At 55.6% G+C, this 18078-nt stretch carries 19 protein-coding genes; 5 read left to right on the top strand and 14 right to left on the bottom strand.

The genetic code is table 11. The features are described 5' to 3' along the window. Positions 1–145 precede the first annotated feature (145 nt). From FE784_RS26500 to FE784_RS26465, 8 genes are all read right to left on the bottom strand, one after another. Positions 146–1825 carry an ATP-binding cassette domain-containing protein gene (locus FE784_RS26500; protein WP_139605272.1) on the bottom strand — a complete coding sequence of 560 codons (1680 nt, stop codon included), beginning with the start codon at positions 1823–1825 and terminating at the stop codon, positions 146–148. Next, positions 1822–2814, bottom strand: coding sequence for an ABC transporter permease (locus FE784_RS26495; RefSeq protein WP_139605271.1), 993 nt, complete (start codon positions 2812–2814; stop codon positions 1822–1824). Before FE784_RS26495 ends, FE784_RS26500 begins: the two co-directional genes overlap by 4 nt. After that, positions 2801–4420: an ABC transporter substrate-binding protein gene (locus FE784_RS26490; RefSeq protein WP_139605270.1), complete on the bottom strand. Its 1620-nt coding sequence runs from the start codon at positions 4418–4420 to the stop codon at positions 2801–2803. Before FE784_RS26490 ends, FE784_RS26495 begins: the two co-directional genes overlap by 14 nt. Positions 4421–4461: 41 nt before the next feature. Then, on the bottom strand, positions 4462–5067 hold the full coding sequence (locus FE784_RS26485; RefSeq protein ID WP_139605269.1) for a hypothetical protein: 606 nt from the start codon (positions 5065–5067) through the stop codon (positions 4462–4464). After that, positions 5064–5729, bottom strand: a complete 666-nt coding sequence (locus tag FE784_RS26480; RefSeq protein WP_139605268.1) for a phosphate starvation-inducible protein PhoH — start codon at positions 5727–5729, stop codon at positions 5064–5066. Before FE784_RS26480 ends, FE784_RS26485 begins: the two co-directional genes overlap by 4 nt. After that, positions 5726–6253: a hypothetical protein gene (locus FE784_RS26475; protein WP_139605267.1), complete on the bottom strand. Its 528-nt coding sequence runs from the start codon at positions 6251–6253 to the stop codon at positions 5726–5728. The genes FE784_RS26480 and FE784_RS26475 overlap by 4 nt, the downstream gene beginning before the upstream one ends. 271 nt (positions 6254–6524) lie before the next feature. Then, the gene (locus FE784_RS26470; protein WP_139605266.1) at positions 6525–7169 is read right to left on the bottom strand and encodes a cell wall hydrolase; all 645 of its coding nucleotides are present in this window, start codon (positions 7167–7169) and stop codon (positions 6525–6527) included. Between the two features lie 247 nt (positions 7170–7416). After that, the gene (locus tag FE784_RS26465) at positions 7417–8304 is read right to left on the bottom strand and encodes an AraC family transcriptional regulator (RefSeq protein WP_176706539.1); all 888 of its coding nucleotides are present in this window, start codon (positions 8302–8304) and stop codon (positions 7417–7419) included. Between the two features lie 185 nt (positions 8305–8489). Between FE784_RS26465 and FE784_RS26460 the strand changes: the two genes are divergently transcribed. From FE784_RS26460 to FE784_RS26450, 3 genes are all read left to right on the top strand, one after another. After that, positions 8490–9809 (top strand): ABC transporter substrate-binding protein, encoded by a 1320-nt coding sequence (locus FE784_RS26460; protein WP_139605264.1) that lies wholly within the window; start codon positions 8490–8492, stop codon positions 9807–9809. 124 nt (positions 9810–9933) lie between these two features. Further along, positions 9934–10443 carry a GNAT family N-acetyltransferase gene (locus FE784_RS26455; protein WP_176706538.1) on the top strand — a complete coding sequence of 170 codons (510 nt, stop codon included), beginning with the start codon at positions 9934–9936 and terminating at the stop codon, positions 10441–10443. Between the two features lie 30 nt (positions 10444–10473). Then, on the top strand, positions 10474–11172 hold the full coding sequence (locus FE784_RS26450) for an HAD family hydrolase (protein ID WP_246132189.1): 699 nt from the start codon (positions 10474–10476) through the stop codon (positions 11170–11172). A gap of 10 nt (positions 11173–11182) precedes the next feature. On the opposite strand, the gene FE784_RS26445 is transcribed toward FE784_RS26450, so the two are convergent. The 5 genes from FE784_RS26445 to FE784_RS26425 form a co-directional block, all read right to left on the bottom strand. Next, positions 11183–12277: a sensor histidine kinase gene (locus FE784_RS26445; RefSeq protein ID WP_246132188.1), complete on the bottom strand. Its 1095-nt coding sequence runs from the start codon at positions 12275–12277 to the stop codon at positions 11183–11185. Continuing rightward, the gene (locus tag FE784_RS26440) at positions 12225–12914 is read right to left on the bottom strand and encodes a response regulator transcription factor (RefSeq protein WP_246132187.1); all 690 of its coding nucleotides are present in this window, start codon (positions 12912–12914) and stop codon (positions 12225–12227) included. Before FE784_RS26440 ends, FE784_RS26445 begins: the two co-directional genes overlap by 53 nt. A gap of 244 nt (positions 12915–13158) precedes the next feature. Then, the gene (locus FE784_RS26435) at positions 13159–13728 is read right to left on the bottom strand and encodes a class I SAM-dependent methyltransferase (protein ID WP_139605319.1); all 570 of its coding nucleotides are present in this window, start codon (positions 13726–13728) and stop codon (positions 13159–13161) included. Between the two features lie 182 nt (positions 13729–13910). Next, entirely contained in the window at positions 13911–15005 is a 1095-nt protein-coding gene (locus FE784_RS26430; RefSeq protein ID WP_139605259.1) for a DNA alkylation repair protein, read from the bottom strand. A gap of 168 nt (positions 15006–15173) precedes the next feature. Continuing rightward, on the bottom strand, positions 15174–15461 hold the full coding sequence (locus FE784_RS26425) for a hypothetical protein (protein ID WP_139605258.1): 288 nt from the start codon (positions 15459–15461) through the stop codon (positions 15174–15176). Between the two features lie 137 nt (positions 15462–15598). Between FE784_RS26425 and FE784_RS26420 the strand changes: the two genes are divergently transcribed. Further along, complete coding sequence (locus tag FE784_RS26420; protein WP_139605257.1) at positions 15599–15802, top strand: ribbon-helix-helix protein, CopG family; 204 nt, start codon at positions 15599–15601, stop codon at positions 15800–15802. 211 nt (positions 15803–16013) lie between these two features. Here FE784_RS26420 and FE784_RS26415 read toward each other — a convergent pair whose 3' ends face one another. After that, positions 16014–16940, bottom strand: coding sequence for an RluA family pseudouridine synthase (locus FE784_RS26415; RefSeq protein WP_139605256.1), 927 nt, complete (start codon positions 16938–16940; stop codon positions 16014–16016). Positions 16941–17114: 174 nt separating this feature from the next. Here FE784_RS26415 and FE784_RS26410 point away from each other — a divergent pair, with 174 nt between their 5' ends. Beyond that, a complete protein-coding gene (locus FE784_RS26410) occupies positions 17115–17726 on the top strand; it encodes an Rpn family recombination-promoting nuclease/putative transposase (RefSeq protein ID WP_246132195.1) in 612 nt (203 codons plus the stop codon). Positions 17727–18078: the final 352 nt, after the last annotated feature.

The following is an 18078-nucleotide window of genomic DNA, read 5'->3' as shown; positions in this document are numbered from 1 at the left end:
CCGGCTGCGTTTTGTGCCATCGCTGCGACTACTGCGACTACTGCGACTACTGCGACTACTGCGACTACTGCGAAAGATGCCACTGCTATTACTACTGCGACAGATGCCACTACTGTTACTACTGCCACAGATGTCACTGCTATTACTACTGCGACAGTTGCAGCTCCCGCGACATCAGCTGCGTCTCTTGCCCGTGCTGACCTTGTTGTCGGGCCAGCCACTGCTCCTTCTCGGCATCCTCGAGCAGGCGACCGTCCCGGATGACCATGATGCAATCCGCATAGCGGAGAGCCGCTCTCAGATCGTGCGTGATGAGCAGAAGCGTCATCCGGTGCTCCTTTACCTTGCTTACGAGCAAATCCAATATTTCACGCTTCACGATCGGATCGAGAGCGCCCGTCGGCTCGTCGGCAATAAGGACGCCCGGCTTATTGACGAGCGCGAGCGCGATCAGCGCGCGGCTCAGCATGCCGCCGCTCAGCTCGTGCGGATACCGGTCCAGCAGCCGTTCGTCGAGCTGCACCTCGCGCAATGCCGTTGCCGCGGCTTCCCGTTTGCCGCGAGCCGGGACGTCCAACTGCATCGCTTCCGTCATTTGATTCCCGATCGTCATCAGCGGATTGAAGCTTGCACGGGGGTCCTGAAAGATGAACGCCGCGTCGTACCAGCGCCGCATGGCGCTTTTGGAGCCGCCGCCGTACATGCGCTTTCCTCCGATGAGCGCTTCCCCAAGCACCGCCTCATCCGGCAGCAGGCCGTACAGCGCCCGGGCGAGCGTCGTTTTGCCCGAGCCGGATTCCCCCACGATGGCCGCGACGCTCCCGGTCTCCACGGCGAACGAAACGGGATGCAGAATGGTCTTGCCGCCATATGCGACTTCCAGCCCGCGCGCGGCTACAGCGGCCGGGGGAGGCGGCTCATCCGCCGCTGCCATCACCCCGGATGCCGTGCCGGCTTGCGAGCCGACCGTCGTTTCCGCTGTCTCGAGGAACCCCCTCCCCGATTTTGCCGGTCGAGTCCGCTTCGGAACGGACGAACCGAATCGATCGCTTTTTTCGCCCAATAAAGCAAGAGCTACGGTGACGAGCAGAATCGCAAAGGCGGGGGGAAGCACCGTCCACTGCCATACGTCGGTCATCCATGTTTCACTGCGCGAAAAGGCTTGCTGGAGCATTTTGCCCCAGGAGGGGAGGCTCGGATCGCCGATGCCCAGAAACGCCAAGCCCGCCTCCGCCGCTACGGCTTGCTTGAACGACATAATGAACTTCGTTCGCAACAGCGGCCGCAGAAACGGAAGCAGATGCTTGCGCAGCACATAGAACGTCCCGCCGCGAAACAGCTGCGCCGCTTTGACGAACTCCCGCTCCTTGAGCGACAGCACCGATGCCCGGATTAGCCGCATGTAGGCGGGCCAGGTGAGCAAGCCGAGCGTCAGGATGAGCTGCCAAGTTCCGCCGCCGGAGAAAGAGGCGACGATCAGGATGAGCAGCAGGGAAGGGAGCACGAGCAGCATGTTGGCGACGGCGTTCAGCACCGGATCGAGCCGCTTCGAGTAGCCTGCGAGCAGACCGAACAAGCCGCTGAGCGCCGTGCTGAGCGTCGCGACGGCCAGTCCGATGAACAAAGTAGTTCGCGCCCCGTGGACGAGGCCGCTGAAAACGTCCTGTCCGAGCGCATTGGTGCCGAGCCAATGCTCCAAGGAAGGACCGGCGAATCTTTGGCCGTCCACCGCGAACGGTGCGAATTCCGCCAGCAGCGGTCCGAATGCGGCTGCGGCGACAAACAAGACGATGACGATACCGCCTGCCATTCTGGCCCCATTCATGCCGGATCCCCCCTATTCGGTGTGCGTATGCGCGGATCGAGCCGGGGATAGATCAGGTCCGCGACCGCGTTCAGGCCCAACACGACGACGGTCATCATCAGAAACAAGCCGTGCAGAAGCGGGTAGTCCCGAGCGTGAATCGCTTCCTGCAGCAGCTTGCCGACGCCGGGATAGGCGAATACCGTCTCCGCGAGCACGGAGCCGGCGACCAGGCCGCCCATGCGCATGACGATGATCGTGACGAGGGGAAGCGCCGCGTTGCGGGCGACATGCCGCAGCAGGACGGCGCGGTCCCCGATGCCCTTGGCCGAAGCGAACTCGACGAACGGCTCGCCCCGGACCCGGATCGCCTCATTGCGCATCAATAAATAAAGTCCGGCCAAGCTGCCCGCGGTCAAGGTGACGACCGGCAGCAGCGCGTGCCGGGCGACGTCCGCCGCCCGGTCCCACCAATGCTCGGCCCGGTAAAAAGCCGTCTCCGCTCCGCCAAGCGGGAAGAAGCTCCAGTTGACGGCGAGGACGATCAGAAGCAGCATGCCGATCAGAAACTCCGGTACGGCGCTTAAGGAGAGCATGCCGAGAAACAGGCCCCGATCCGTTTTTCCCGGATGCCTCCAAGCTGACAGCAGGCCGGCTGTCAAGCCGATCAGGAGCGACAGCAAGGTGGATATGCCTACGATAAGCACCGTCCACGGCAGCCGGGCCGCAATAATGTCGACTACCGGTGCTTTGAAGCTGAAGGACAAGCCGAAGTCCAATGAGAACAAGCCTTGCAGGTAGAGGGTGAACTGGTCCCACAACGAGCCGTCCAGATGATAGTAGTCCAGCATCGCTTTCTTCTGTGCCTCGGAAACGAAAACGGCGCCTTCCTCGCCCCCGGTCAGAAACTCGACCGGTCCCCCCGGCAGAAGCCGGGGAAGCCAGAAGTTGAGCAGCAGCACGAATACGAATACGCCGATGTAAGCGGCAAGCTGTTTATTTGCTCTCATGAATAAATGCTGCCTTGTTGTCCCACAGCGGAATTCCGTCCGCTATGCCGCCGTATGTGTTGAAGTAGCCGTCGAATACGCTTTTCTTGAACATATAGTAGAACGGACGGTGATAGAGGACGAGCGTCGGCAATTCGTCGGCCAAAATGTTCTGCATGCTGTCGACGAGCGCTTTCCGTTTCATCGGATCGAGCTCTCCGATTTGCTGCAGGGCAAACTGCTGGAATTCGGCATTGTCGAACGTCTTGCCTCTTGCCGCAAGCGAATTGCTCGCTTTGCCGAGGAACCATAGCCGCAAGTAGTCCGGATCGCCGCTGAGCCCGATATGCCCGGTAATCGCCATATCGTATTTGTTTTCACCCATCGCTGTCGAGAACGTCGCCGAGTCCGCCTGGCGAAGGGTCAGCTCGATGCCGACCTTTTTCAGCATTTCGACCATCATTTGCGCTTCCTGGGAAGTGGAAGAGACCATGACGCTGAGCTTCAGGCCGTCCCGCACGCCGCCGGCATTTTTCTTGTAGCCGAGCTCGTCGAGAATGCGCTCCGCTTGCGCCGTATCGTAGGCGTAGTTTTTCACCTTCGGGTTATACCACGGCGAATCGGGAGGGATGATGCCGGCATTTCCTACGATCGGCTCTCCTCCGGTAATTTTCTGCGCCATTTCCTTCCGGTCGAGCGCATAGGCGATCGCTTGGCGCAGCCGCTTGTCCTTCAGCTGAGGATGGTCGAGATTGAACGTAACGCGCAGCGCGCTGCCCGTAGGCGCGCTCTTGATTACGCCGAACCCTTCCTTCTGCATTTGCTCGACCTCGGGGTAGCTTGTCGTCGATCCGCCGTCGACTTCGTTTTTCTTCATCGACAGCACCTTGTTCGCGGCATTGACGTAAGCGACTTCCTTGACCAGCACTTTGCCTTTGAAAAAATTCGGGTTCGCCTCGTACAAATATTGTCCGGACTTCTCGTCATACTGCTTCAACGTATAAGGACCGGTACCGACGAGCGCCGAAGGATCGCGGTATTCGACCGGCTTGTCGACTTTTTCCCAGACGTGCTTCGGAATAATCGGTACGATGCCGACGAGATCGGTCAGGAAAGGGGCGTATTTATTGTTCAGCGCGAATTCTACTGTGTAGTCGCCGGTTTTGCGCACCGACTTGATCTGCTCGATATCGCCTGTCCACATGAACGGATATTTCTTGTAGTAGGCGAAGCTGAATACGACGTCTTCCGCCGTAAAAGGCTTGCCGTCGTGCCACTGGACGCCTTGCTCCAACTCGAACGTGTAAGTCAGACCGTCGCCGGACACTTTCCACGATTTCGCCAGCCACGGAATGAGCCCTTTCTCATCTTTCCAGGTCAATGTGTCGAACAGGAAGGAGCTGCGCAGGAAGCCGCCGGGGCCGGAAGGGCTGAAGGCGAACGGCGAAGGGTAGCCGCTGTTTCCCCAGACGAGACGAAGCATGGGGATTTGTTCGGGCCCGGACGCCTTCGCAGCCTGCGGCACAGGGGAAGCGGCGGCGGATTTGTCGCTGCCGTTGCAGCCTGCGACGATCATCGCCAGACAGCATAAGACGATCATGATGCCGAATTTCGTGCGGGACAACATGTGAAGCACACTCCTTGTGAGATATAATGGTCGGTCGCTGCTCAAAGCTTTCCTTCGGCGAGCCAGGGGAGAAATCCGTCGAGAAACCGCTCGGTGGCGGGCATGAAATACGATCCGTAATGGAATTCGGGATCAAGCGTCGTCATGATGAGGGTTCCGGGTGTCGTTACCCGGTCTACATACAGAATGGCCCCGCCCTCCTCGAGGCCGATCAACACCTCCGCGCCTTCCGGCGGAGAGAAGACGCCGTGGTAATGCCAGGTGGCATCCGCAAGCGTAATGTACCGGAACAGGTCATGGCCGGGGCGATTCAGGACAAGTCCGCTTTTCGCTTCCTTGTCGAGCCACCACCAGAAATTCGTCGGCCGGAACTCCCAATTGTGAGCGGGCAGCAGATCGTGGGGCTGGGCGCCGAAAGCGGCGACAATGCCCCCTCTGTCGGCGAATGCCGAGATGCTGCCGCGCGACTCGGCAAGCAGACGATGATGGAGCTGCGACGGGATGAGCAGCACGTCATATGCGTCGAGAGACGAGTGGGGAAGCTCCGGCAGATAGATCAGCCCGTGGAGCCAGCGACGGTATTTCGGCTCGGTGAAGGTCCGATGCTGGTGGGAATTTCCCCCGTATATAGCGGCGACTTTTCTCATAAGGCGGCCGTCCTTTCCCGGATCCGCACGACTTCCTCGCGTACCCAGCTTCTCAGCTGGCCGCCGATACGCCCGGCCGAGGAGCTTCGGCTGCCGCCATACCCGAACAAATTGTTGCCGGAGTGGACGATAATCGTGCCACGGGTGCTGCTCCGATCGATATACGTGATCGGCTCTCCGCCGGGAAGCGTCAGCAGCGCCTCGGCATGCGGCGGCAGCGGATGGTGACCTCGCGCGAAGAAGCCGGAGACGCCCCGGTTGAACGTCAAATCGTCCGGCTGCACCCCCTCGAATATCGGGTGCCGCGGTTCGGGAATCGTGACGGCATAGTCGTGATGGCTGCGGATCGTCTTCGGCACGAACGCTGCGGCTCCGGGCAGCCACGGCCGGAACAGATGTCCGCTGAACAACAGCACTTTGCCCGAATCGAGAAACGCTCTGATCCGCTCTCTTTCCCGGTACATCAGCTCCTGATCGACGAACGGGTCCACGACGAGACACAGGTGGAGGGACAAGTCGCAGGCCGGCAAATCGTAAACGTCCAACACCCGGATATCGCCTGTGGGCTGTCCTTCCCGGACGCTCTGCCCGAAGTAGCAGCCTCCGTCCACGAGGACAAAATCGGCTGCCCGCTCGCCGCCGGACAATAGCGCGCCCGTCATCGGACTCTCCTTATGTAGAGAAGTTCGTCAAGAGGAAGGGCCAGCGCGCGTTCGGCCAATGCCAGCTTCAGCCCGCCGAACGTCTCCGTATCGGCTTCCGTCATCGTCTTCTCGCGGCCTTTCTTTAAATAGTCGTAAAACTCTCCGGGGAGGAAATGCTCCTTCAGCACGACTTCGACGGCCGAGCCGTCCTCCGTGGAGATGACGAACGCGTAGCTCTGCGCCCGGTGCGGATCGTACTGCGCTTGCGGATAGTCCGTATCGACCCGGTAGGCGCCGCGCGTAACGGTCCGCGTCACGAATTCGAAGGCGTCGCGGAATCCCGGACCGGCATGGCCGGATAAGATTGAAATCGCTTTGCGCTCCGGAACCGCCTGATCGCCGTATAGCTCCAGGAAGGCGGCCTGCAAGCTGCGGAAGCCTACCGCAACGGCCATGAGGGCCAGACTCCCGTGATATTTGCGAATGTCCGGGAAGCCGATTTCAAGCAATTCCTTGCCGTCTTTAATGCGAATGACAGACATCTATGTCACGCTCCTGCATGTTGGGAATGAATACATTCGTATCGTAACTAAAATGATAATGATTATCAATATCACAAAAAACACCAATGCCGCAAATATGGTTTGCGCATCGGCGCTTCAGCCGGTTTATTCAATTATTGAATCGATCTCGCAAAAAAATGAATACTCCTTGCATTAAAAAAAGGACTATCCCCCGAAAGTCCGTTCAGACTTTGCGGGATAGCCCTGACGTAATGAGCGTGTAGGAGAGTGCACGTTGCTGGGGATCGGTCTATTGGGTAAAAACGTGCCGGTCGATACGAATTTTGATGGGACGTTTCTTGCTCCAGGACGACGTGGCGATTTCCGGATTGTAGTAATACAGTGCCCCGTCCGTCGGATCGGATCCGTTTAAGGCGGCTTTTGCCGCTTCGAAGGCCATGGGGCTCGGTGTCAGATTGAACTGCCCGTCCCGGATGGAAGTAAATTGCCCCGGCTGAAAAATAACCTCGGTGATGGAATCGGGAAATTTGTCCGATTGCACCCTATTCAGAATAACCGCTCCGACGGCGACTTGTCCGAGAAACGATTCTCCTCTTGCCTCGGAGTGGATCATTTTTGCCATTTGCTCCAATACGGTAGAGTCCGGCTCTACCGCTTTGTTCAACTCCGACAACGTAGCGTCATCTGCGACTCCGGTCGAGGGCAGACCGGATTGGCTTTGGAACATTTTGACCGCTTCGTTCGTTTTGGAACCGTAATAGCCGGTTATGCCGGCTTTGAAAATGCCGAGCGCGCCGAGACGCTGCTGCAGGTCGAGCACATGCTCGCTTTGAGCCCCTTGCTTCAGCGTTAATGCGTATGCCGACGTAGTCATCGCCGCGAGGCCGATGATGAAGCAGGAAATGAAGGAAACAAGCACGGAACCTTTCTTCATCGCTTTCAGAAAACCTCCTCTTCCTTTTACGCGCCGCTCAACAATAGACGGCATAATAAATTAAGGGACGGTATCCGACCGGGAAAGCTGCCGTACACGCTCAATACGTTCAAACAGGGACAACTTCGGGTTGTCCCAATAGGTTTCGGATCATGTAACCGGTTTAAGCCCGTCTTCCATATTTTTCACTTTCACCGATATGGCGGAAAGACTTCGCCGATAGGGTCCTGCGTCGTGCCGGCGGCGATTAATTCCCGGTTCGCCGCTGTCCGTGGGCCGCCCGGAATTGTTTGGGCGTCGTGCCCTTCACATCCTTGAATGCCCGGGTGAACGAGCGCGTATGATCGAAGCCGACATCCATGGCTATGTCGGTGATGCTCATCGAGGTTGTGGCCAGCAGACTGGCCGCCCGCGTGACCCGCAGCGTGTGCAAATATTCCGTAAGCGTCTGCCCTACGAGCTGTTTGAACGCCCGGCTTATGTAAGAAGCGTTCCGATTGAACCGTTCGGCCAATAAGGACAGCGTAATTTCCTCCTGGTAATGGACATGCAGGAAGTGCAAAATTTCTTCAATGTGATTTCGGGTTTCGATGAGTACGGTTGCGGAGCTTGCGAATGGGGTCGTTCGTGGTGTGCGCAGCAAAAATAGAAGCGCTTCCATAAGTTTGGAGCGAAGGGCGGATTCTTTGGCGAATCCGTCATCTTCATATTCCCGCTTCATCGATTCGAGCAGCTTGGCCATATGGGTCGTCTGTTCTTCGTCCAGATCGTAATGCGAAGGGTATTCCATGCCGGTTTTGAGCAGTGCGTTGGCCAAGTCGCGATCGGACGGACTCAGGAAGAGCAAATTCAGGTCGAACATGCAGTTGTATTTGACGACGGACGCGCTGTTCAGTCGAATTTCATGTATATGATGAGGCAGCAGGAAAGAGACGGTTCCTTTCCTGAACAGGTGCGGCTTTCCGTTGACGATTTCCGTCCCGTTCCCTTCGACGACGAGACTTAGCTCGGCGAAGTTGTGATGGTGCAGCGGATAGCTGCAGCTAAGCGAGCTTTTGACGACAAACATGGGAAGCCGGCTTTTTCCGAACTGCTCGTGAGTCAGGGAGTCTTGGTACACGGGATATACCGCCAATGACAGTCACCTGCCGATTCGTTTTGAATATATTGTAACATAAGTTCATATACATGTAATGTACAGGATAGTAAAAAAGAGGGCGTGCGCAGTAAAAATTTGTCGCTTGTCTATCGGCGGTATTTGAGATAATAAAAACACGCTGTTTGGAAGCGCTAACAAAAGAAAGTAGGGGGATTTTGCCAATGGGTAAAAACAAGGTCGTGCCACTGGTTCTGTTAAGCAGCGTTTTGCTGGCTGCCTGCGGGACGGGAAGTAATTCGGGTGCAAACGAAGGGGAGAAGAGCGCTCCGAAGACGGAGGTCAAAAAAGATCCGTACACGATGCTGATCTATGCGGCAGGAGTCAGCAAGGAAGAGTTCGATAAACGGTTCCGCGCCACGCTCGAGAAAAAATTTCCGCACATTACGTTCAATTACCAGACTAGCGGAACGGGCAACAATATTACGGATCTTGTTACGCGCGGGGAGATTCCGGACATTATCCGAACCGATATTCCGACTCTCAGAAGCGGCTACCTCGACCTGAACCTGGGCGTCGATCTGACTCCTTACGTGACCAAATACAAGTACGATTTGAACCGGTTCAATCCCGTATTCATTAACGAGATCAAAGATTATACGCGAGACGGAAAGCTGTACGGGCTGCCCGTGCCGCCGTTTTTCCCGAACGTGCTCTATTACAACAAAGATTTGTTCGACAAGTTCGGCGTTCCTTATCCGAAGGACGGCATGACATGGGATGAAGTTTACGAGCTGTCCAAAAAAATGACGCGGATGGACGGCGGCAAGCAAATTCGCGGCTTCAGCGCCAACTTGACGGGTATGCTGCGCGACAATCCGTTCTCCCAGGCGATTCTCGATTCGGAGAAGGACGGCTTGACGGATACGGATAAATGGTCGAAAGTATTCAGCAATCTGAAGCGCTTCTACGAGGTTACGGGCAACGAATATCCGAAGACGGCCGCGGACGATATGAATATGTTCGGCAAAGGGGAAGCCGCTCTATCCGCCAATTTGCACAGCGTCTATTTGGTCATCCCGCCGGAAATCAACTGGGATATCGTGTCGCTGCCGACGATGGAGGGCGCTCCGAAACGGGTGAGCCAGCGCGGACCTGCCTATTGGGCGCTTACGGAGACGGGCAAGCACAAGGATGAAGCGTTCGAGGTCGTTATGCAAATGCTGACCGACGAAGTCCAAATGGAGGATTCGAAGCAAGGCATTCCGACGACGCTGAATAACAAAGACATTCAGAACGCGCTTGGAACCGGGCATTCGCTCTATAAGACGAAAAATATGAAAGCGGTCTCGTTTTATCCGCCGACCGATCCGACTCCGAAGCGGAAGCCGGGACTGGTCGACGTACCGCTCAGCTCGCAGCAATCGGCTGTCAGCGCCGCGTTCCTCGATTATGTAAGCGGCAAAGCGGACTTGAACACGTCGCTCCGCCAGCTGGACGAGAAGCTGAAAGGGCTGGTCGAAGCGGAGAAGAGCAAGAAGTAATGATAGACGCGGCGAGGCCATCCCCCTGGGCGGGGGATGGCATTTTGCTTGGGGAGGGAGGAGTTTCGGGCCACCGGGTGGAATGTACTTGGAATGCTGGTTAAGAAGGGGGCGGGTTAAGCGCATGGAACGCATTGTTTACCGGAAAGTCGGTCCGGCCGATAAGCCGGTCCTGCTCGAGCTGCATTGCGAAATCAATTACGCCTGCGATACGTCGTGGGCCAGAGAATTGCCATACGGGGAATATCGGGCCAAATGGATGTCGACTTCACAGCCCGGGCAGTATTACGACAGCTTGATCCGTTCGATGGACGATCCCCGGACGATGGCCCAGCTCGCGGAGACGGAGGACGGACGCACGGTCGGGTATTTGTGGGTCGAATACGTAGATGTACCGGATTATGGGTTGACGATTGCGGAAATCCGGGATTTCGTCATTTGCGGAGATTTTCGCGGACAAGGTCGCGGACTCGGTCTGCTGGCCCATATCGAGGAAGCCGCGAAGCGGAACGGCGCCGACCTGCTGCGCTCGGAGACGGGCTCGGACAATATCGCGTCCTGCTCCCTTCATCGCAAGCATGGGTTCGAAACGTACCGCGTCGCCTTCGAGAAGCGTTTAGCCGACATGGATTGAGCGGACAGCCGCATGACAGGAGGAGCTTTATTGTACAAAGCGATTATTTTCGATTTAGACAACACGCTGCTCGATTACGACCGTTGCGAGACGGATTCGATGCACCTGACCGGAAGGCAGCACGGGCTGGAGCAGTGGGAGCTGTTTACTTGGGACACGTTCTGGAAGACGTTCTCGCCGATCAATTGGGTGTATTGGAGCGAAAGGAACGAGCGGAAGCTGAACATTCATCAGGTGCTGGAGCTGTCGTTCCGGGATACGCTGGAACGGCTGGAACGGGACATCGCTTTCGCGACGGTGCTGGCCGGCACGTACTGGGAGCATTTTTGCAGGTCGTGCCACTTCGAGGAAGGCGCCAGGGAGCTGCTGTCCGAGCTGCACGGCAGTCGCAAGCTGGCCGTCATCTCCAACGGGATCGGCGAATCCCAACGGAAACGGACGGCCAGCGGTGGGATCGCCCATCTGTTCGACGCGTTTATCGTATCCGATGAGGTGGGGCATTGGAAGCCGGACCGGAACATATTCGAAATCGCTTTGCGGGAGCTCGGCGTCGACCGTTCCGAAGCGCTGTATATCGGCGATTCGCTCAGGGACGATTACGAGGGCTCGAGGGAAGCGGGAATCGATTTTTGCTTCTACAACCGCGGCAAAGTACGGCTGGAGGAACGGTTCGCGCCACGTTACGTCGTCGAACGGTTGAGCGACATACGACCGCTTTTGCAGCTGTAGCTATGACGCGTCAGTCTTCGCCGGGAGAAGGCCGATTTGTCCCGGGTAGCTCGATATAGAACGTGAAGCGCCCGTTCCGATGCTCCAGCCCGAGTTGCCCGCCGTGCAGCTCGGCGATGCTTTTCGCGATCGATAGCCCGAGTCCCGCTCCGGGCAGCATGGCAGGATCGTTGCGGGAGGAGTCGGCTTTGTAGAACCGTTCGAATAGAAGGCGTTCTTGCTCTTTCGATATCGGCTTGCCGCGGTTTTCGACCTCAAGGCGTGCTTGCCCTCCGCGTTCGAGGAGCCGGACCGCAATTTCCCCGGGTTTGTCGGAAAACTTGAGAGCGTTCATAAGCAAGTTGTCGATAGCCCGCACGAATTTTTCTACATCGGCCATTCCGGTCAAGTGATCCCGTTCGCTGAACCTGCTGACCGTCAGCAAATGCTCCTGGGCGATCGGCTCGAATTCGGTGAGGATTTGCTCCAACAGTCCCGTCAGATCGACGGACTGGATGGAAAGCTGCGCGGTGCCGCTAGTTAGCCGGGTATATTCGAACAAGTCGTCGATTAATTTTTTCAACTGCTGCGTTTTATTGTACGTGTTCTGGATGTACCGCTTGTGCTCTTCGAGATTGCTATAATCGTCGTGCTGCAGCAAATTCAAATAGCCGATGATGCTGGTGAGCGGCGTGCGCAGGTCATGGGATACGTTCGTAATCAGCTCCATCTTCGATTTCTCGATCCGGCGCTCCTTCTCGATCATATCCTGCAGCTGCTCGGCCATATAATTGATGTTGATCGCCACGCTGCCAAGCTCGTCGTGCCGGTTCAGCGGCAGCCGATAATTCAGGTTCCCTTGGGCAATCCGCATGAGACCGTCGGCGAGCGTACGGATATAGCTGGCGATATTGTGCATGAACAGAAAGAAGAAAAGGAGGAACAACACGACCAGCAACAAAAAGTTGTTCCAAATCCAGCTAATGGTAACGGCCAAGAAAAAGCTCAGGAGCGTCGACCACAAAATTCTGCCCCGGATGCTCCTCTTCCAGTCGAGCACCGCGAGCAGCCGTTTATTCCACCTTATACCCGACTCCCCAAACCGTTTGAATGTATCGCGGTTCACGCGGATTGTCCTCCACCTTTTCCCGGATGTTGCGGACATGGACCATGACCGTATTGTCCGAGCAAAATTTGTCTTCCTTCCACACATTCCGGTAAATTTGCTCTACGTTGAACACATGCCCGCGGTTGCCGGCAAGCAGCTCGAGTATCGAGAACTCGATAGGGGTGAGCGATACTTCCTTGCCCCGCACGATGACCTGATGGCGGGTTTTATGGATAATCAGGTCGTCGATTTCGATGACCGAGCTGTCGTTCGGCTTGCCGCCGCCTGCCAGCGTCTGCCTGCGAAATTGGGCCTTCACCCTGGCGATCAGCTCGAGCGGGTTAAAAGGCTTCGTCACATAATCGTCCGCTCCGGTTGTGAGACCCGTTATTTTATCGATATCTTCGCCTTTGGCGGACAGCATGATGATCGGAATGGCGGATTTCTCGCGAATTTTGAGACATGCCTTGATTCCGTCCAGATTCGGCATCATGACATCCAAAATGAGCAGGTCAGCCTGCTCGCGGAGCATGAGCTCCACAGCCTGCGCCCCATCTCCGGCTTCGATGACCCGGTAACCTTCGTTCCGCAAATAGATGCCGACCACGTCCCGGATTTCGGGATCGTCATCCGCTACAAGCACTGTCAGGGCCAAGCTTATCCCTCCCTTTTTTATTCGATGGCAAGTGGGGCTACCATATTCTTGCATTTATGTTTCCGAAAAATCAATAACTTTATCGCCTGTTTTAGTCGAAAAGAGAATTCCGATCCGGAGGAATCGTTCCGCTGCCGTAGGGAATGCGCATAGGGCGGGAAAATCGGTCATTTACGGTCACGTTCCGCCTCGCGGGACGTCATCGTCTTGTGTCTGTTTTCGGAAGCACGATGCCGGGTACGTGTCATTCCGTTATCCTCTTCCGGCAAACGTATACGAAAGCGGGAGGTACATTGAAGGGTACGAAATGAATGTGCTCGATGTCGAACTGTCGCTCGAGCTGTCTTCTCATCTGCTGCGAGTACTGAAAGGCGATGAACAGGCCGCCGGGCTTCAGGGAGGCTTCGATTTGGTCCATCAGTCGATTGCGAAGCTGCTGCGGAAAGTTAAAAAACGGAAGACCGCTCAAAATGCAATCCAGCTGTCCGATTCCTTCGCTTTGCAGAGCCGAATCGAGATGGCAAGCGTCGGAGTGGCAGGGAAAATCGGGATAACGGCTGACCAAATCATTGTACAATTGCGGATCCTTTTCGAACAATACCACTTTCGTCCGTTTCGTCTTAGCCTGATCGATATATTTGGTAATGGCGCCCGTGCCCGCTCCAAGCTCGGCGACGGCTTTCATCCGGTTCCATGGAACGGGCTCGATCATTTTTTTGGCTAAAAAGGCGGAGCTTGGCGTTACGCTGCCGATTTGTTTGGGCGCGAGCGTAAATTTATACAAGAACAACAGCTTTTCGCGAATGGCATTCATCATGGGGGGCGTAAGCTCCTTTTCATTATTGCGAATGCCTTAATCGTAGCGGGTAAATGTTCAGATCGAGCGAATGAATTTCTGAAGGGTTTCTGAAGAATTGTTGAAGAACGGCAAACAAGCATGTCCGTCATGAGTGGACATGCTGGGGAATAGCCGCGCCACTATGGAGGCGGTAGAGCTCAACAGCTCGTTTGCGGCTTCAAAACAAACGATGTATCCGCCATCTGCTCTCCATTGACGATGATCGCTAGGCCGTGCTCGCCGGGGTAATGTTTCCTTGTCGTTAGCTGCGCGAAGCTGTGGCGGAGCTTCACCTCGATTTCTCCGGGAGGGTATTCCTTCTCGGACAGCTTGAACAGCTTGCGGGAGCGGCTTCCGTTTGCCTTGACGAAGTCGACGGCATATTCGATGCGCAGCAGCGTTCGCGTATCGCCCCCGTTGATTAGCCGGAACGATGCGGTAAAGGTGTCCCCGATGCACAGCTGTTCCGCGGACAAAACCAGGCCGTTTACGGATATGCGCTCGTCAGCCACGAACCCGAAGAAGCGCAGAACTTCCGGGTCGCAACGTTTCAGCAGGGTGCGGCAGCCATGCCGTACGATCCAGTCGGTATGCGGGTGATGCCCGTACCATCGGCGGGCGATGCTTAACACCAGGCGGGGATGGTCTTTGGAAATGTCATTCAAATTGTTCGCCACGCTTCGGCGGACGTATTCGGAGACGTCTTCCTTCAGAAGCTCCAACAGCTCGAGTATGGGGGCGGGATTTGTCTTGAACTCGTTCAATGCCATCGCCCAAGGCAGACGTGGCCTGCATCCTTCGCTCGCCAAGCGGCGGACGTGCTCGTTCGGGTCGGCGGCCCATGCTTTCAGCTGTTCCAGCAAGAGCGAAGGATACTTCCGGATGAATGGCCTCACGGCGAATTCGGAGCTGGAGTACTTTGTGAATGCGGCCAGAGCCGGCACCGACGCCTCCGGGTCGTCAAGTCCCCGCAGCTCGACAAAGTCGGGATAGAGCATGTACTCCAACCCGCGGCAATCGACGGACGACCGCAGCAAAATGTCAAGCGCGTCACGGTAATCGGGCGGAAGGGTTGCCGAAAGCGACTCGGTGATTCGCCTCATTCTTTGCTTCAGCGCAAGCGATTCCCAGCCTTCGGCGTGTACAAGCTCTTTGAAGCGCTCGACGGGGAAGCCCGGGTGCTCGGCCTTGATCTGCTGAGCAAACCGGTCGATAAAATGCTCATTGTAAATATCTTTTAACAGCTCTGCCATCCTCTATGCACGACCTTTTCGGCTAGTTTACTGCTATCGTACCACAGAAAAGCTGACAGCTTGTTTGTCAGGGTTAGCTTTTTTGCCGTTGCGTCTTGCAGAGCCGATGCATGTTAAGGGGCCGCTTGAAAGCGAGCCTTGGTTCAAGGGTTCAAGCAGCATCGTTCGTCATGGCTCCGAATGACGCGAGCTGTCCTGCAAAGCCGATAGCAGACAGGCACCATCCTTGACTCCCTGCATGTACAGCCACTCCTGCTCCAGCGAATTGACGTAATTCCATTTCTCTTCCAGAACCATAAACCGGTTTCGCAGCTTGTCGTCCATCGCGTCCATGAAGCTTTGCAATACACTGTCAAATTGAGTGTAGGCTTGCTCGATATTGCTCGCTTGTGCAGTGCGAGCCGCCACTTCGTCGAATCTGCGGCGCATGGCTTGGATCAGCCAAGGGGGGAACATATCGGACTTCACCTCATCCTTAGAAAAGTAATTTCATAATACTATCATTTTAACACAAAATGTAATCATAAAATAATACAAAATGTGTTATATTTTTATTCGTTTGTTATGCCTATACTGGTAGTTGAGGTGAGGCGATGAGCGGCGATGAGTTTATCGTGACACGCAAAGAGGATTCGCAAACAGTTACCGTTACGGTTCGGATGGAAGCAGCCATGCAGAACAAGCTGGAGGAGCTCGCCCGCCAAAGCAATCGTTCACGCAATGAGTTGATTCTGATGGCTCTGGAATATGCTTTGAAGAATGTGAAATTTGTAAATAACGCCAAAAACGATAAGTAATGTGCCGGATACAACGTTCGCACTTAGTGTTCAAAACTTGGTTCGATGTATCTTTGTACTAGAAACGAACCCTGGGCGGGAAGCTGAGCGCCTATATGTAAACAACAAAAAGACCGTCCTTTCCTCCATAAGGCCGGTCTTTTTGTTAACCTCGATTGGCCAAGAGTCGACGGAAGGCGGATCAAGCTGCGCTAACCGTTCACATACGCGTCTACTCCTTGAACACGCGCATAAAAACGGGAGGCACCTTGCTCTCGAAGCGCATGACTTCCCCGCTGCGCGGATGGCGGAAGGCGAGTACATGCGCATGCAGGCCGAGACGTCCGATGGCGCCCGATCTCGAGCCGTATTTTTTGTCCCCTACGACGGGATGGCCGATATCCTTCATATGAACCCGTATCTGGTTTTTGCGCCCCGTCTCCAGCCGGACCTCCAGTAAGGAGTAGTCTTTGCCCGTCTTAAGCGCTTTGTAATGGGTAATCGCCAACTGGCCATCATCCGGCTTCTGGCTGGAATACATGACCATTGCCTTGTTTTCCTTTAACCAAGACTTGACGGTTCCTTCCGGCGACCGCACTGCGCCTTCCACTAACGCTACATACGTGCGTTCCTGCACGGCGTCCTGCCAATCGTTCTGCAGCTGCTGCTGCACCCGCTCGCTCTTGGCGAACATCATGACCCCGGACGTATCGCGGTCCAGCCGGTGCAGGATGAAGACACGGGCACGCGGATCGGAGCGGCGTACATGCTCCATCAGCTGACGATAAGCGGTCATATCCTTCTCCTGCGCGGTGGCGATGGAGAGAAGCCCGGCTTCCTTATGAACGACGATGACATCCTCGTCTTCATGCAGAATGGACAGGCCGGCCAGTTGGCTTTCCCTTTCTCCGATCACTTTAGCCCAGCTCACGGCTACTTGCTGTCCGGGCTTCAGCGGATGATCGTACTTCGTGACCGTCCGGCCGTCGACCGTGATTTGACCGCGCGCCAATATCGATTTCACCGAATTGCGGCTTCGGCCCGCAAGCGAGGCCAGTACAAAATCCAGCAGCTCCGCAGGCTGCTCCACGACTAGCTCGGTCGCGGAAGCTTTTTTGCCTTCGGTCGCTTGTGCGGGGAAACGTCCCTTTTTGTTCATGCCGATCTCCTTTGGACTATAGATTCTTTCAGATACTATATCGTATCTGGCGGGAAAAAGCATCCGGGGCGGTCGGTTCCTCCTTGTGGGAAACCTCCGTTTTCTTTGCCGGTCAAAGCGAGTATAATAAAGGAAAGAGACGGAACACGGAAGTGCCTTCCGGCAATCGTGCCGATGGTGCTCTATAACGGAGGATCGTCATGGACGGCATGCCGCAGATTCAGGGATACTTTAGACGGTCAAGAGTGGTTTGGCGAGGAATTGCTGGATTTCCAATACATTTTGATCGATGTTCATGAATATACCGAGGAGAGGCTGCTGGAGTTGTCCAATTTGATCGGAATGGTGTTCCTGCTGGAGCGCAAGCCGGATATACCTTCTTTCATGGAACAACTGCAACGGCTTACCCGGGCGCTGGAGGAACTGCCTCCGGAATTTTTCCCGATTTTTCAGACTTGGATCAAGCTTGTGACAAACCGCGGATTATCCGAAGAAAACAAAAGGAAGGTCAGCGATATCATCGATCGATTTACGGAGCCGAAGGAGGTCAGGAACATGATTTCCCATCTCGAGAAAGCGTTTGAAGGTTTTGAGTTCAAGGCGAAGCAGGAAGGGATTGCAGAGGGAAGAGCGGAAGGAAGAGCGGAAGGAAGAGCGGAAGGAAGAGTGGAAGGAAGAGCGGAAGTCGCGAAACGGATGCTCGACCTGGGAATGGATATTCAGACTATTGCAAAGGCGACAGGGCTGACCATGGCACAGATAGGGGAGCTGAGTCGACCGAAATAAGTGTAAGCGGATAAAGCGGGCGCAAACCGGTTCGGAAAAGAGAAAGCGAGTCCGCAGAAATATGCACCGCAACGAGGTTCCGCTGCAGCAGATTGCTGTAGCCGGGACTTTTCTTTTTTTCTACGCCCGCATAAAACACAACAATCCGGACACTTTGGTGAGCGGTGAGAGACATGTTGCCTATGTATAGCGGTACAGAATTCCGTTATTGTCCCTACTTTCGTTACACTCCTGAATATAACGGAACCGGCTTCCGCTATTTCGAACTTTGGGGTGATATGAGATAGTGAACAGCATTATAGAGGAACGGTTGCATGTAGAATAAAAAGTGGACACCCGTTAAGAGAAACGA

This window comes from Paenibacillus hemerocallicola, assembly GCF_006265175.1.
Taxonomy (GTDB): Bacteria; Bacillota; Bacilli; order Paenibacillales; family NBRC-103111; genus Paenibacillus_AB; species Paenibacillus_AB hemerocallicola.
The sequence above is the reverse complement of the archived record's forward strand: the minus strand, read 5'-3'. Positions and strand labels throughout refer to the sequence as shown.

Excerpts from the sequence above, each read along its gene's own strand:
- FE784_RS26430 (WP_139605259.1), bottom strand. The coding sequence starts at position 15,005 with ATGGCAGAGCTGTTAAAAGATATTTACAATGAGCATTTTATCGACCGG.
- FE784_RS26425 (WP_139605258.1), bottom strand. The coding sequence starts at position 15,461 with ATGTTCCCCCCTTGGCTGATCCAAGCCATGCGCCGCAGATTCGACGAA.
- FE784_RS26480 (WP_139605268.1), bottom strand. The coding sequence starts at position 5,729 with ATGACGGGCGCGCTATTGTCCGGCGGCGAGCGGGCAGCCGATTTTGTC.
- FE784_RS26495 (WP_139605271.1), bottom strand. The coding sequence starts at position 2,814 with ATGAGAGCAAATAAACAGCTTGCCGCTTACATCGGCGTATTCGTATTC.
- FE784_RS26415 (WP_139605256.1), bottom strand. The coding sequence starts at position 16,940 with ATGAACAAAAAGGGACGTTTCCCCGCACAAGCGACCGAAGGCAAAAAA.
- FE784_RS26490 (WP_139605270.1), bottom strand. The coding sequence starts at position 4,420 with ATGTTGTCCCGCACGAAATTCGGCATCATGATCGTCTTATGCTGTCTG.
- FE784_RS26500 (WP_139605272.1), bottom strand. The coding sequence starts at position 1,825 with ATGAATGGGGCCAGAATGGCAGGCGGTATCGTCATCGTCTTGTTTGTC.
- FE784_RS26475 (WP_139605267.1), bottom strand. The coding sequence starts at position 6,253 with ATGTCTGTCATTCGCATTAAAGACGGCAAGGAATTGCTTGAAATCGGC.
- FE784_RS26470 (WP_139605266.1), bottom strand. The coding sequence starts at position 7,169 with ATGAAGAAAGGTTCCGTGCTTGTTTCCTTCATTTCCTGCTTCATCATC.
- FE784_RS26455 (WP_176706538.1), top strand. The coding sequence starts at position 9,934 with ATGGAACGCATTGTTTACCGGAAAGTCGGTCCGGCCGATAAGCCGGTC.
- FE784_RS26485 (WP_139605269.1), bottom strand. The coding sequence starts at position 5,067 with ATGAGAAAAGTCGCCGCTATATACGGGGGAAATTCCCACCAGCATCGG.
- FE784_RS26410 (WP_246132195.1), top strand. The coding sequence starts at position 17,115 with ATGGTGCTCTATAACGGAGGATCGTCATGGACGGCATGCCGCAGATTC.
- FE784_RS26420 (WP_139605257.1), top strand. The coding sequence starts at position 15,599 with ATGAGCGGCGATGAGTTTATCGTGACACGCAAAGAGGATTCGCAAACA.
- FE784_RS26460 (WP_139605264.1), top strand. The coding sequence starts at position 8,490 with ATGGGTAAAAACAAGGTCGTGCCACTGGTTCTGTTAAGCAGCGTTTTG.
- FE784_RS26435 (WP_139605319.1), bottom strand. The coding sequence starts at position 13,728 with ATGAATGCCATTCGCGAAAAGCTGTTGTTCTTGTATAAATTTACGCTC.